The following is a 12,312-nucleotide window of genomic DNA, read 5'->3' as shown; positions in this document are numbered from 1 at the left end:
ATCCTAAGTATTGATTTATTTCAAAATAAAGAGAAAATGATTCGAAATTACTGGAACGAGCAATGGAAGCCCGTGGTCTTCGACGAAAAGATTGCGGATACCGAAAAGTATAAGGTTTCCAACTATGGAAGGCTTATAAAATGCCAATCTTTTAGAGAGGTGTTGGTCAAGGAGTTTTTTATTAATGGGTACCAAACCATTCCCCTGAAACAAAAAGCGAACGGAAAGTCAACCAGTCGTTACGTTCATAAGTTGGTTGCACAACATTTTCTGGAACAAGGTGACGGGATCTATGTCATTCATCTCAATTATGACAAAAAAGATAATAAGGTCGAAAACTTAAAGTGGGCAACCAAAAAGGAGAAAGAAAACCACCAATTTACTAATCCAGAGTATCTCAATAGACCTAAAAAGCGGACGTACTCCAAACTTACCGAAGCTAAGGTAAGACTTATTAAACGCAAGATCCATGACCCTAACCGTCGCACTCGTATGAAAATGATTGCTAAACAGTTTGGGATTTCAGAAATGCAACTTTACCGAATTAAAAGTGGAGAAAATTGGGGGACGGTGACCGATTACTAATTTGAGTTGAAATCAAATTCAACCCAAATGGGGATATGATCTGAAATCATTCTAGCCGATTTTAAGTCCGAGAATGTGTCATAAAACAAATCGACGCCTGTTTTTAGAATCTTAAAAGCTTTAGAGTCTATAAAGAAATTGTCATATTCTGAAGCTAGACAAATTCCAGCTTTACATTTCATTTTTAGACTGGTTTTTTGATTCACCAGTGCAGAAATAAAGCCATTAGACTTTAAAGGATTAAAGACACTATGGCTTTCTGGTAAATTAAAATCTCCTAAGAATATAAAGTGCTCATCGGGATAAAGCTCGGGGTAAAGCTTTAAATATTTTAATTCTCGCTCTGGTTGTTTAGATTTTGGAACAGCGTGAATATTCACAAGCGTGAAATCTTGATTTTCAAATTTGAATCTTATAAAATAAGGTTCCCGCTCAAACTCCTCGATACAATCTAGGTCTAACCACGCTTTTCTATCAACTTTCAATCGGTTGGTTTTCCAAAGAAATGCATACCGCTCCGAGCTATAAGTTCCACCTTGAGTGGGGTTACTCACCACATAATCCCAAGGTGAGCCTTTTCTGTTGAGTTCATCGGCTAGTTTGGCCACCGCCTGCGCACCACCATTTCCAGCGACTACTTCTTGAATGGCAACAGCATCAAAATCCCGCAAGGTTTCTGCCATAAATTCAATTTCACTTTTGGATTTAGAGTTTCCTAAATGTCGAATGTTCCAAGAGCTAATCTTAACTTGAGCAAGGCTTATGGTGGATACAAATAGTAAACTTAAAAAAATAACTGAGCATTTGTTTAAAGCCATAGGGTGGAAGATTAAAAATCCGTTCAAAAATAGAGACTTTGTGTTTAGATGCAATTGATTGAGTTCTAAAAAAGTTTTAAATTATTATCTATAAATTGCGGAATTAAGCAGAACGAATACTTATTTTTAAAAAAACGTAAACCAACCTATGAGTGCTGAACTAGAAATAAATAAGCCACAACCGATAGCGATTAGTGAAGAACAGAAGTCGTTTCAACGTGAAAGTAATGTCAGGTCTACGATCGAGAACTTAGTACAAGGTGAATCCATACTTATCACTGAGTTTTATAATGACGGCATATCCCTTCTTAAGGAATTGCATAATTATCTGAAGCGTAAACTACCTAACAAATCCTTCAAAGAGCAGCATGCCTATCGCGCAGAGTACTTTAGACTTTCTAATCTCATTTTACTGGAAATTACTGATCAAAAAATAGTGGCAAAGCGATCTCCTAGTATTGGATGGTTGGAAAAACTGTATTCAGAAAACAATCATTTCTTTTTGACCTTTCCACAAGTACAAGGCTTGAATAGTGCTTGGCAATGGTACAAAAATGGAGTTTCCATACCTGTACTGCGAAATAAAATACATCCGTATTACGGAACCTACTTTCCAACACGATTCGAGCATTTAGTTCTTTTTGATAATTGGTTGAAACGCTACAAAGGGCCAAAAAAAACAGCGATAGATGTTGGAGTAGGGAGCGGAGTTCTCTCTTTGCAAATGGTTCAACACGGTTTTCAAAAAGTCTATGCTACAGATACAAATCCTAATGCTATTATCGGATTAAAGGAATTTATGGGAACCACAAAGCTATCTCGGAAGATCGAATTGGATTTTGGAGATCTTTTTGGGAAATGGGAAAAGCAAACTGAGTTGATTGTATTTAATCCACCTTGGTTGCCAAGAACTCATGACTTGGGAAGTATGGAAAATGCTATTTATTATAACGAAACCTTATTTCCAGATTTTTTTACTGCCGCCAAAAAAAGACTCTTGCCTGAAGGGAAGCTCGTACTTATTTTCTCAAATTTAGCGCAAATAACAAAAGTAACCACTGGTCATCCTATAGAGACAGAATTAGCTGAAGGAAACAGATTTCAATTGGAAAAGTGTTACAAAAAATCTGTAGGAGCGGCCTCTCAAAAAACTAAAAGAGATGCGCATTGGCGTACCTCAGAAGAAGTAGAGCTCTGGGTACTTACACATAGTTGAACCTAGTATAGGTTATCAAGTGTGTAACAGTCACCGTTGCTTATGAAAAAATGAGTCTCCTTTTTATTTTTTTGTAAGTCTTGATATGATGCCTTATTTACTACTCATAACGTCTATTTTTTTAATCGAAGGCTCTTCAGCTAGCAATTCAGGAGCGTTTTCCATTAATTCCTTAGCTATCTTTCCGTTGAGGTGGGCCTCTCTTCCCGATTCGTCTTCAAACGTATCAAATATTCCAAAGGTAGACTCATCAATTTGAAAGGAATACCAGGTTATAGTTTCCTTCTCTTCTCTTGCAAGATTTACCGCATTGGATAAGAATGCTTTCACATCATCTCCTTTTTCCTTTTTAGCTTTCACTGTTATCAATAAGCCTAACTTTTTCATTTATTTTAATTTATATTATTACTTATTTCATAAATTTAAAGTAAATAATTCGCTTTTTCAGTTAATGTCTAAAGGTTTAATCTTTTTTTAAACTTAAGTGATCTAGAAAAGTTTTTAATTCTGAAAGTGAATTCTCGTCAATCCAATCTGTATCGATTTTCAATTTGGTAGTTTCCGCCTCCACTATATAATCAGCGCCAATTTTTTTAATTCGTTTGATTTCACTTAGATGTATGGTCTTTGGAAATACATTGTTTTTTGAGATTATTGCGTCGGTTATTGTAAGATATTTTTTGTGTTTTTCAAAAAGATAAGTGGCAATGTATAAAATACCAAGCGATAGATATCCGTAATTAAAAATATTGGCTGCTTCAGTAAAAACGGCTGCTGCGCTTCCAAGAACTAACCATAAAATTCCAAAATATAAATTCTGGTTAAGTCTTTTTTTTGAATACTTAATTTCCATTGAATTGGCTGTTAGGGGTGTTTGATGAGTGAAGTCACAATACTAGCTATAATTTTTTTTTTGCGGGTATTTGGTGCATGGCATGTTCTGCAATAGCGGTTATGGATAAGGATGGATTTACTCCTGGATTTGCAGAAATCATAGACCCATCAATCACATGAAGGTTCTGATAATTAAAAACTTTATTGTCCTTATCGATTACTCCAGAGGAAGGATTCTTTCCCATCACGGCTCCCCCTAAAATATGGGCTGTAGAAGGAATACCCGCCAATGTTTCTAAAGAAAAAGAGGTACTCACTCCGTTTATCGCTTTGCGGTAAGCTTTAACCAGCTTTATAGATTCCGGAATAAAAGGCGTAGGAGCCTTTCCTGAACTAACAGTTGAAGTCATCTGCCCCAGAGCGTTCCGTTTAAATTTTAAGGTACTGTCCAGAGTTTGCATAAAAAGTAAAACCACTGTGTTCTTGGCCCAACCGTTCACAAAATAAATCTTGAAATAATCAACGGGATGTTTTAAGAACTTTATCAGAATTTTAAAAAGTCGCGATACTACATTCGATCCCGTTACGTAGGGTAAGTGCGCTAGCTTCCAGGCATCGGAGCCTTCACCATATCTGCAAATTTCGAGATGACTGTTTTCATCGGTATCCAAGATACTTCCTATGGCTACCCCTTTCGAATAGTTTTTGTCTTTGTCCAGTCCGGTAACACTTACTAGGGTTTCATTGTTACTGCGGATATCTTCACCCAGTTTATCTGATAAATTAGGCAGGGATTTCTTTTTAAGTTTTAGCAGTAATTTTACCGTACCCAAAACGCCTCCTGAGAATATCACCCCTTTAGTTTTTAGTGTTTTGCGTTTGCTGAAGAATTTTGTACTGCTTTTTAAAGAGACATTATAACCTTGAGAACCGTCTTTAGTGACGATAGGTTGAACATCATAAACTTCATTTTCGGCCAGTATTTCTGCGCCGTTTTTTTGGGCGAAGTAGAGGTAGTTTTTATCGAGTGTGTTTTTTGCATTATGTCTACAACCCGTCATACAGGCTCCGCAAAAATTACAACCCGAACGTTCTGGGCCTTGGCCATCGAAATAAGGATCTTTTTGGGTTTGACCTGGTTTTCCGAAAAATACGGCAACACGAGTTGGGGCAAATTTCTTTTGGATGTTTAAGTTTTCGGCTACCTTTTGGAGACCCAAATCTCCATCAAACAATTCTGGATTTTTTGTAGCTCCCAACATTCTTAAGGCTTCATCGTAATACGGCTTCAATTCAATTTCCCAATCGTTTAAGTCCTTCCAGCTTCCGGAATTGAAAAAAGCAGATTTAGGGGTTGGTAAGGTGTTGGCGTAAACCAAGGAGCCTCCTCCAACACCAGTCCCAGAAATTACGGCGATGTGTTTGAATACGGAAAGTTTCATAATACCAAAAAACCTTAAAAAGGGTATCCATAGCCACTTTCTAAAGTTCCAGTTGGTTTTTGGGAAATCTTTGGCTTCGTACCATTTGCCTTTCTCAATGACTAAAACCTTATATCCCTTTTCAGATAATCGCAAAGCACTAACCGAACCTCCAAAACCACTCCCTATGATGATATAATCGTATTCCATATTTTTTCCGTGAAGGATTTACTTAAACTCGATCTGTTTTTAAAGTTTTTCGCCAGGCTTTCTGGTGAGTACAAAGTAAATAACATATAGCCAGCTGAAAATACCGTGTAAAAAAGCTAATAAAACTGATTTATTCCTTTCCCAAGAGGCTACAACAGCTAAAACTGTACCTAAACTTATTCCGCTACTTATTGCTGTGTTCCTTATTCCATTGCTAGATTCATGGCTATAACATTCTAAAGGAACAACAAATAGTAAGATTAGCATTAACTTAATTTTATTCATTTTGATTTTGAGTCGATTTTAGGGGTTTAAGATTCACTGTTTTAATACTACATATTTACTTAAGTCAGAGTTGAGTATGTCGTTCAACTCTTTTTCATTCCCTTCACTGGTTTCCGTAAATAACAAGCCAAAGGCAGGGTATTTATTAAAGTCGAATGTTCTAGTGACTACTATGTGTTCCAAATCTCGCTTGAGCTTATCAAAGTCGAAATGAGAGATTTCTGAAGCTTGAAATCCCGACGTGTTGTTCAATAAAACAATGCTATAAATTTCACCCTTATCCTTTTTAAAAACCGCGTCCCAATCTGGTTTTTTGTTTTCAATAAAGTAGTGGTAGGAATTAAATTTAAACGCATACCACGAAAGATCTCCAGTTGTACACCAGCCTCCAAAGCGTAGGGGGTTTATTTCTATGGGTTTTATGACGCCTTGCTCATTAATTCTGACCTCTAGATGTAGAGGGAAGTTTTTTAAATCTGCCTTTTTACCTATGGGTTTTAAAAAGGCTTCAAGAGGGTCTTTGTATTTGCGAATAATGCCTTGAGAGGTGGAGTAGACTCGGTCGCTAACATCGGTGCTGGAAGAAAATTTATGGTGGAGAATATTTAAAATAACGACTTCTCCTTCAGCATTAAAGTAGGCATCTACGGCAAATTCTTCTCCTTCCAGATAGTCTTCAATAATAAAGGTAGACGCATCCATCACCTCTTTAGGGTAAATGCTTTTAAGATTCTCGTAGGTTAATTCTTTTTGAGCAGCAAACCAATCTGACTTGCTATGCACAATATGAACTCCAATACTAAAGAACCCCAAGGAAGGCTTAATAACAAAGGGCAGTTGTAAGTCATTGATATCTAGGGTTTGGATTTCATCTATTTTAATTTTCCTAAACAAGACATCTGGAAACAACTCTTGAGTGAGCTCTCTGAATTTAAGCTTGTCTTTAAACAGTTGGATCTGTTCAGGGAGTCGAGTAGCTTTTAGATGTTTGAAAACCCAGGCTAACGAATTCTCAGAATTGGTATAGACCAGAGGATTTAAAGTGTTTATAATTTGCTTCGCCGCTTCCTTTTCAGAAATCCAATTTAGAGAATCATCAGTAATTAAGGACTTCGCTTCTGGAGTAGAAACAATTTCAAAATCATACTCTTTAATCGTTTTGAGTAGAAAATCTGAAACGTAGGGGTGGTCTATCAATATCATTCTTTATCGAGTCTAGTATGTTTTTATGAGAGTCTTTTCAAAACCTAAATTTAGTAAATAGAATCAGAATCGGGAGTCTTCGAGGTTTTTAAAAGACTAGAATTAGAAATTAATTTTAAATAAAGTGTTTGCTTAGTATAGCTCATCTCCTATTTATTCAAGGGTTCAAGTTGCTTCACCCTAAGTAAAAAACAAAATTTTATTTTAATAACACAACCGTACCAATCCTTTTTGCGTAAGTAGTATTGAGACCTTAATTAATAATAAACAAAATCTCAAAAATCATGAAAAAAACAAAAATTTTAATGGCAGCAGCACTATTAGGTATTGCAACATTCGTTGCCATTGCAGCAGATCACATTGATGCACCCGCTGTAGCTGGTGGTACAAGTGATATCACAGATTTCTATGCCTTTAGAGGGGAAAACACATCAAACATAGTGTTTGTTGCCAGTGTACAAGGCTTATTATCGCCAGGAAACACTGCAGGAGCTTCATTTGACGAAAATGTAATGCTTGAAATCAACATTGATACTGACGGTGACAATGTAGAAGATCTGGTTATCCAGGCCATTCCTAGAGACGGCCAGATGTATTTCTTTGGACCTACTGCTCCAAGCCAAACAGGATTGAACACCAATTTTTCATCAACATCCACGACTAATGCTGGTGTAGTTGATATTACCAAATACGGAGAATCTGCAATTGTAAAAGAAACTGGTGGAATGAAATTCTTTGCAGGCCCAAGAGATGATCCTTTCTTTTTCGATTTTAACCAATACACGGCTATTATCAATGGAGAAGCTGGTGGATTTAACAGCCCAGGAGATGACACCTTCTCAGGTTCCAACGTTTTATCTGTGGTTGTTGAAGTGCCAAAGTCCATGATTGGTGGATCTGGAACTATCAACACTTGGGTAGAATCTAAAAGAAAACAATAATTAACCTTTTTGAAGCCTAAGCGTTTCAAGGGTAATCCATTAATAATAAAAACAATTCACATGAAATTCAATAAAATAAAATTATTTGCTGTTGCGATCTTAGCTTCTATGACTGCTATCAATTGCAGTAGCGACGACGATCAAATAAATATGCCAACAGGACCAGACTTTTCTGGAACTTATATTCAGGAAGACCAAATGGCAAGACCAGCAATTAATACCGTATTTGTAAATGACGGTATGAAAGACACATTTAATTCTACAGTGCCTTCACAAATGGGAGAGATGTTTCAAGGACCATTTCAAACTAAACTAGAAGCTTTGAGCCCAGCTTACGATCCAGCAAACCCAAGCGACGCCAATGCATTAGGATTTACAGCGGCCCAGTTTACTGGGGTTTTAGCTACGGATGTGCTTACAGTTTCTTTGGATGATCCAACAACCTTTTTCGACGGGACAAATGTGTTAACAGGTAGAGCTTTAGCCGATGATGTTATCGATGTAGAATTGATACTCATATTTGGTGGTGAAGACGGATTATCCAATCCAGAAAACCCAGGATTGGTTAGTGATAATGTAAGTTCTAACGACAAAGAATTTTTAAACTCTTTCCCTTACTTAGCGACACCTTGGTAAGATGATAAGTATAGTCTGGAATGAGGTCGCGAGGTCTCATTTCAGATTATTATTTAATGCCCAAAAAGCAAAAGGATAAGTCACTTCAAAAAAACAAACCATCATGCTTATTAAAAAAATACTCTCGGTTATTAGTGTTCTTTTATCACTAGTAAGTTGTACTTCCAATCAAGTTACAAATGAAACAGATTACAGTCCATATCTTTCAACCAAGATAGACTCTTCAAAACTCTTAGAAGATGTGAATTTCTGGACCGATAGAATAGAGAAAAGTTCTAGCGCCTATACTTATTTGGTAAAACGTGCCAATGCACATACTAAAGTGTTTAGCACTACTGGAAATATCGACTACTTAATTAAAGCCGAACAGGATCTTATTGAAGCCAATAAAATTGTAAAGGATAGCGATGCAGGACTTTTGAAAAATCTTGCTTCCAATTACATTTCACAACACAGATTTAAAGAAGCTTTAGAATTACTTCTAAAAGCTAAAACCAATGGTGAGAACCTAAAGGGGACTAAGAAAATGCTATTCGATGTGCATTTAGAATTAGGGAACTACATCTATGCAGAATCCTACCTAAAAGACTTTAAAAATACTTCAGATTTCGATTATCTCATTCGATCTGCAAAATGGGAAGACCATATTGGAAACCTAGAGGGTGCTATTCTACAGATGGAAAAAGCAACTGCTATTGCAGAATCTTCAAACTTAAAAGGCATAAAGCAATGGGCTTATACCAACCTAGCAGACTTCTATGGTCATGCAGGTGAAATTGATAAATCCTACACCTATTTTCTTAAAGCACTGGCCCTAGACCCAGACGATGCTTACGCTAAGAAAGGAATTGCTTGGATTATATATTCTCACGAAAAGAATCCAAAAGAAGCCTTGAGTATACTCAACCATATAACGTCCTATTATAACTCACCAGATTATGACCTTTTGAAAGCTGAAATCGCTGAGTATACAAACGATGGAGATTTAAAATCAAAAGCCCTCGCGTCTTATACCAATGCAGTGAAAAATGCGCAGTATGGCGAAATGTATAATAAATATAACGTCGCCTTATATTCTGAAGATTTAAGTCAACCAGAATTAGCACTAGAAATCGCCAAGCGCGAAATAGAAAATAGACCAACACCTCAGTCTTACGATCTATTAGCTTGGAGTTACTTTAAAACCGGTGATGTACAAAAAGCAAATGACATTATAGAAGCTCATGTGGAAGGACAGACGTCTGAGCCAGATGTATTATATCATATTGCAGAAATTTATAAAGCTGCAGGTAAAACCGATAAGGTTGCACCTATAAAACAAGAACTAATAGGTAGTTTATATGAGTTGGGACCAAACATGGCTACTAAAATAAATCAACTATAGTCATGAGCAAGCGGATTTTAGGAGCTTTCATCTTGGGCTGTCTTTCATTTATGACTTACGCCCAAGAAGTAAAAGGGATTGTTGTGAATGAGCTTAACCAGCCGTTAGAAGATGTTTATGTGTATAATATCAATTCAGAAAGTCATACCCATACTTCAGAGAATGGAGTGTTTGTAAGTACGAATACTAAAATAGCAGATTCTATTAGAGTTCGTCTTTTGGGTTACAAAACCAGAACGATTCAAGTTGAAAACACCACAGATTTAAAAATCATATTAGAAGAAAAAACCTTTCAATTGGATGAGATGGTGATAACGGAAGAATTAAACACTGTCAGTACCATTTCGAGATTAGACTTGAAGGTGACTCCCGTAAATTCATCTCAAGAAGTCTTACGAAAAGTGCCAGGTCTTTTTATTGGCCAGCATGCTGGTGGCGGAAAAGCAGAACAGATTTTTCTTCGTGGTTTTGATGTCGACCATGGGACAGATGTTTCTATTTCAGTAGATGGTATGCCAGTAAATATGGTATCTCATGCCCATGGACAAGGGTATAGCGATTTACACTTTGTTATCCCAGAAACCATCAATAAAATTGATTTTGGTAAAGGAGGATACTACGCTCAGGAAGGTGATTTTAACACGGCAGGTTATGTCAATTTTGAAACCAAAGATTATTTAAAAGAAAGTAGCATATCAGCGTCGGCAGGTCAGTTCAATACCCTTAGAACGGTTGGTTTATTCGACCTTTTAGAAAACACTAAAAACCAGAATGCTTATGTAGCTTTAGAATATATAGCGACAGATGGCCCTTTTGAATCTCCACAGAATTTCAATCGCTTAAATTTATTTGGAAAGTACGTCATGTACTCTCCAGAAAACGATAAGCTTACCTTAACAGCATCACATTTTACAAGTCGCTGGGACGCGTCGGGGCAAATCCCACAGCGTGAAGTCGATAACGGCAACATGACACGTTTTGGCGCGATAGACGATACTGAAGGAGGCGAAACCGAGCGTACTAACTTCAATGTAACGTTCGATAACTACATTTCAGACGATACCAAACTGAGTGCCAATGCTTTTTACTCTCATTATGCTTTTGAATTGTACTCAAATTTTACATTCTTTCTGGAAGATCCTGTGAATGGAGATCAGATTAAACAGAAAGAAGATAGGAATATTTTTGGTGTCAATGCAGCGATTACTCATACCACAGATTTAGGAGGAATCGAATTGAATCTAAGCTCTGGTTTTGGGGTAAGACATGATGTAGTTGATGATGTAGAATTATCTAGAACCTTGAATAGACGAACAACACTCGAGAACATTCAATTGGGAGATATTAATCAGACCAATATCGATGCTTTTGTAAAAGCTGAATTCGAACTCGGTAAGGTTAAGATTGCACCAGCTTTGCGTGTAGATTATTTTAAGTTTTTATACAATGATGCTTTACAAACCAACTACGAAACACTCTCTGAGACAAAAGCTATTTTAAGTCCAAAACTAAATTTCTTTTATAACGCCAAAGACAATTTACAGCTATATTTAAAATCTGGACTCGGCTTCCATTCCAATGATACTAGAGTAGTGGTTGCCAACGGCGGAGAAGATATTTTACCGCGATCTTATGGTGCCGACTTTGGAAGCGTTTGGAAACCATTTCCAAAACTCGTCGTCAATTCAGCACTTTGGTATTTATTTTTAGAGCAAGAGTTTGTCTATGTAGGCGATGCTGGCATTGTAGAGCCTAGCGGGAAAACAAGACGTTATGGATTGGATTTGGGGTTGAGGTATCAACTTACAGATTGGTTGTTTTTAGACTCTGATGCCACATTTACGAATGCTAGAAGCACAGAAGAGCCAAGTGGTAAAAACTATATTCCATTAGCTCCAGATTTTACGTTCACAGGTGGATTATCAGTTAATAATTTGGATGGTTTTTCTGGCGGAATAAGACTCAGGTATTTGGATGATAGACCGGCCAATGAAGATAATTCCATAGTTGCAGAAGGTTACTTTGTCACCGATTTTAATGTGAATTATGACTTTAAGGCTATAAGCTTAGGATTGGCTATAGAAAATGTACTTGATGTAGACTGGAATGAAACACAGTTTGCAACAGAATCGAGGTTGCGGAATGAGACACGACCTGTAGAAGAAATACACTTTACACCAGGAACACCCTTTTTTATAAAAGCAACGGTGACTTACACGTTTTGAAGTCCTTTATATCTTTTCTGGAGTATCGACGGTAAAATCTGACTTTACCTCGCCAGTATGTTTTGTGGTTTTAGGCTCAAATAGAAGAATCCATACTTCCTCTTTGGCAAAAGGCCTATGTTCTTCTCCCTTTGGAACTACTATAAGCTCGCCCTCGTTTACTTCTACTTTTCTATTTCGAAATTCCATCACCAATTTTCCCTTAAGGACATAGAAGAGCTCATCCTCATTTTTATGGTCGTGCCACACAAACTCCCCTTTGATTTTGGCAAGCTTCACTTGCTGTCCATTCAATTCTGCAATGACTTTTGGGGTCCAGAGTTCATCGATTAATTCAAGTTTGTTCTTTATGTTGATGGCTTCTATCATTTGTTTTTAAATTTAAATCTCTAAAAAAACCTTTGAATTGGTAATACAAATCTAATTTTTTAAAAATAATCTCACTCCTATACGTAGAGTATCGATATACAATCGGACCAGTTAACCTAGAGGGATAGGGGTCTTCATTTTAGGTCTTTTCACCAATGTCTCTTTAACTAAAAACCCCAGCATTT

The 12,312-nt window shown here is 36.9% G+C and carries 13 protein-coding genes; 6 read left to right on the top strand and 7 right to left on the bottom strand.

Translation table 11 applies throughout. The annotated features are described in order from the left end of the window. The first annotated feature begins 36 nt into the window (after nt 1-36). The gene (locus PGOND44_RS12615) at nt 37-585 is read left to right on the top strand and encodes an NUMOD4 domain-containing protein (RefSeq protein ID WP_003443040.1); all 549 of its coding nucleotides are present in this window, start codon (nt 37-39) and stop codon (nt 583-585) included. Here the strand turns inward: PGOND44_RS12615 and PGOND44_RS12610 are convergent. Beyond that, nucleotides 582-1,403 (bottom strand): endonuclease/exonuclease/phosphatase family protein, encoded by an 822-nt coding sequence (locus tag PGOND44_RS12610; RefSeq protein WP_003443037.1) that lies wholly within the window; start codon nt 1,401-1,403, stop codon nt 582-584. The genes PGOND44_RS12615 and PGOND44_RS12610 overlap by 4 nt on opposite strands. A gap of 148 nt (nt 1,404-1,551) precedes the next feature. Here PGOND44_RS12610 and PGOND44_RS12605 point away from each other — a divergent pair, with 148 nt between their 5' ends. Then, entirely contained in the window at nt 1,552-2,619 is a 1,068-nt protein-coding gene (locus PGOND44_RS12605) for a methyltransferase (protein ID WP_003443034.1), read from the top strand. A 93-nt stretch (nt 2,620-2,712) separates the two neighbouring features. Here PGOND44_RS12605 and PGOND44_RS12600 read toward each other — a convergent pair whose 3' ends face one another. From PGOND44_RS12600 to PGOND44_RS12580, 5 genes are all read right to left on the bottom strand, one after another. Then, entirely contained in the window at nt 2,713-3,006 is a 294-nt protein-coding gene (locus PGOND44_RS12600) for a putative quinol monooxygenase (protein ID WP_003443031.1), read from the bottom strand. 76 nt (nt 3,007-3,082) lie between these two features. Continuing rightward, the gene (locus PGOND44_RS12595) at nt 3,083-3,472 is read right to left on the bottom strand and encodes a hypothetical protein (protein WP_003443028.1); all 390 of its coding nucleotides are present in this window, start codon (nt 3,470-3,472) and stop codon (nt 3,083-3,085) included. A 46-nt stretch (nt 3,473-3,518) separates the two neighbouring features. After that, on the bottom strand, nt 3,519-5,084 hold the full coding sequence (locus tag PGOND44_RS12590; protein ID WP_003443024.1) for a GMC oxidoreductase: 1,566 nt from the start codon (nt 5,082-5,084) through the stop codon (nt 3,519-3,521). A 39-nt stretch (nt 5,085-5,123) separates the two neighbouring features. Next, nucleotides 5,124-5,351 carry a hypothetical protein gene (locus PGOND44_RS12585; protein ID WP_223810284.1) on the bottom strand — a complete coding sequence of 76 codons (228 nt, stop codon included), beginning with the start codon at nt 5,349-5,351 and terminating at the stop codon, nt 5,124-5,126. Nucleotides 5,352-5,402: 51 nt separating this feature from the next. Continuing rightward, a complete protein-coding gene (locus PGOND44_RS12580) occupies nt 5,403-6,572 on the bottom strand; it encodes an ATP-grasp domain-containing protein (RefSeq protein WP_003443003.1) in 1,170 nt (389 codons plus the stop codon). Between the two features lie 284 nt (nt 6,573-6,856). Between PGOND44_RS12580 and PGOND44_RS12575 the strand changes: the two genes are divergently transcribed. The 4 genes from PGOND44_RS12575 to PGOND44_RS12560 all read left to right on the top strand — a co-directional run bounded on the left by PGOND44_RS12575 (nt 6,857) and on the right by PGOND44_RS12560 (nt 11,758). Beyond that, entirely contained in the window at nt 6,857-7,513 is a 657-nt protein-coding gene (locus tag PGOND44_RS12575) for a DUF4331 family protein (protein WP_003443000.1), read from the top strand. Nucleotides 7,514-7,573: 60 nt separating this feature from the next. Continuing rightward, nucleotides 7,574-8,149, top strand: a complete 576-nt coding sequence (locus PGOND44_RS12570; RefSeq protein ID WP_003442997.1) for a DUF4331 family protein — start codon at nt 7,574-7,576, stop codon at nt 8,147-8,149. Nucleotides 8,150-8,252: 103 nt separating this feature from the next. After that, nucleotides 8,253-9,533, top strand: a complete 1,281-nt coding sequence (locus PGOND44_RS12565) for a tetratricopeptide repeat protein (protein WP_003442991.1) — start codon at nt 8,253-8,255, stop codon at nt 9,531-9,533. 2 nt (nt 9,534-9,535) lie between these two features. Beyond that, nucleotides 9,536-11,758 carry a TonB-dependent receptor gene (locus PGOND44_RS12560; RefSeq protein ID WP_003442981.1) on the top strand — a complete coding sequence of 741 codons (2,223 nt, stop codon included), beginning with the start codon at nt 9,536-9,538 and terminating at the stop codon, nt 11,756-11,758. Between the two features lie 6 nt (nt 11,759-11,764). On the opposite strand, the gene PGOND44_RS12555 is transcribed toward PGOND44_RS12560, so the two are convergent. After that, nucleotides 11,765-12,127: a cupin domain-containing protein gene (locus PGOND44_RS12555; RefSeq protein WP_003442978.1), complete on the bottom strand. Its 363-nt coding sequence runs from the start codon at nt 12,125-12,127 to the stop codon at nt 11,765-11,767. Between the last annotated feature and the right edge of the window lie 185 nt (nt 12,128-12,312).

Origin of the sequence: Psychroflexus gondwanensis ACAM 44 (genome assembly GCF_000355905.1) — a bacterium.
Lineage (GTDB): Bacteria > Bacteroidota > Bacteroidia > Flavobacteriales > Flavobacteriaceae > Psychroflexus > Psychroflexus gondwanensis.
Note: the sequence above shows the minus strand (reverse complement) of the source record. Positions and strands in the feature narration are given on the sequence as shown.

Coding starts and splice junctions, on each gene's coding strand:
- PGOND44_RS12595 (WP_003443028.1), bottom strand. CDS start 3,472: ATGGAAATTAAGTATTCAAAAAAAAGACTTAACCAGAATTTATATTTT.
- PGOND44_RS12570 (WP_003442997.1), top strand. CDS start 7,574: ATGAAATTCAATAAAATAAAATTATTTGCTGTTGCGATCTTAGCTTCT.
- PGOND44_RS12610 (WP_003443037.1), bottom strand. CDS start 1,403: ATGGCTTTAAACAAATGCTCAGTTATTTTTTTAAGTTTACTATTTGTA.
- PGOND44_RS12585 (WP_223810284.1), bottom strand. CDS start 5,351: ATGCTAATCTTACTATTTGTTGTTCCTTTAGAATGTTATAGCCATGAA.
- PGOND44_RS12615 (WP_003443040.1), top strand. CDS start 37: ATGATTCGAAATTACTGGAACGAGCAATGGAAGCCCGTGGTCTTCGAC.
- PGOND44_RS12575 (WP_003443000.1), top strand. CDS start 6,857: ATGAAAAAAACAAAAATTTTAATGGCAGCAGCACTATTAGGTATTGCA.
- PGOND44_RS12590 (WP_003443024.1), bottom strand. CDS start 5,084: ATGGAATACGATTATATCATCATAGGGAGTGGTTTTGGAGGTTCGGTT.
- PGOND44_RS12600 (WP_003443031.1), bottom strand. CDS start 3,006: ATGAAAAAGTTAGGCTTATTGATAACAGTGAAAGCTAAAAAGGAAAAA.
- PGOND44_RS12555 (WP_003442978.1), bottom strand. CDS start 12,127: ATGATAGAAGCCATCAACATAAAGAACAAACTTGAATTAATCGATGAA.
- PGOND44_RS12560 (WP_003442981.1), top strand. CDS start 9,536: ATGAGCAAGCGGATTTTAGGAGCTTTCATCTTGGGCTGTCTTTCATTT.
- PGOND44_RS12605 (WP_003443034.1), top strand. CDS start 1,552: ATGAGTGCTGAACTAGAAATAAATAAGCCACAACCGATAGCGATTAGT.
- PGOND44_RS12565 (WP_003442991.1), top strand. CDS start 8,253: ATGCTTATTAAAAAAATACTCTCGGTTATTAGTGTTCTTTTATCACTA.
- PGOND44_RS12580 (WP_003443003.1), bottom strand. CDS start 6,572: ATGATATTGATAGACCACCCCTACGTTTCAGATTTTCTACTCAAAACG.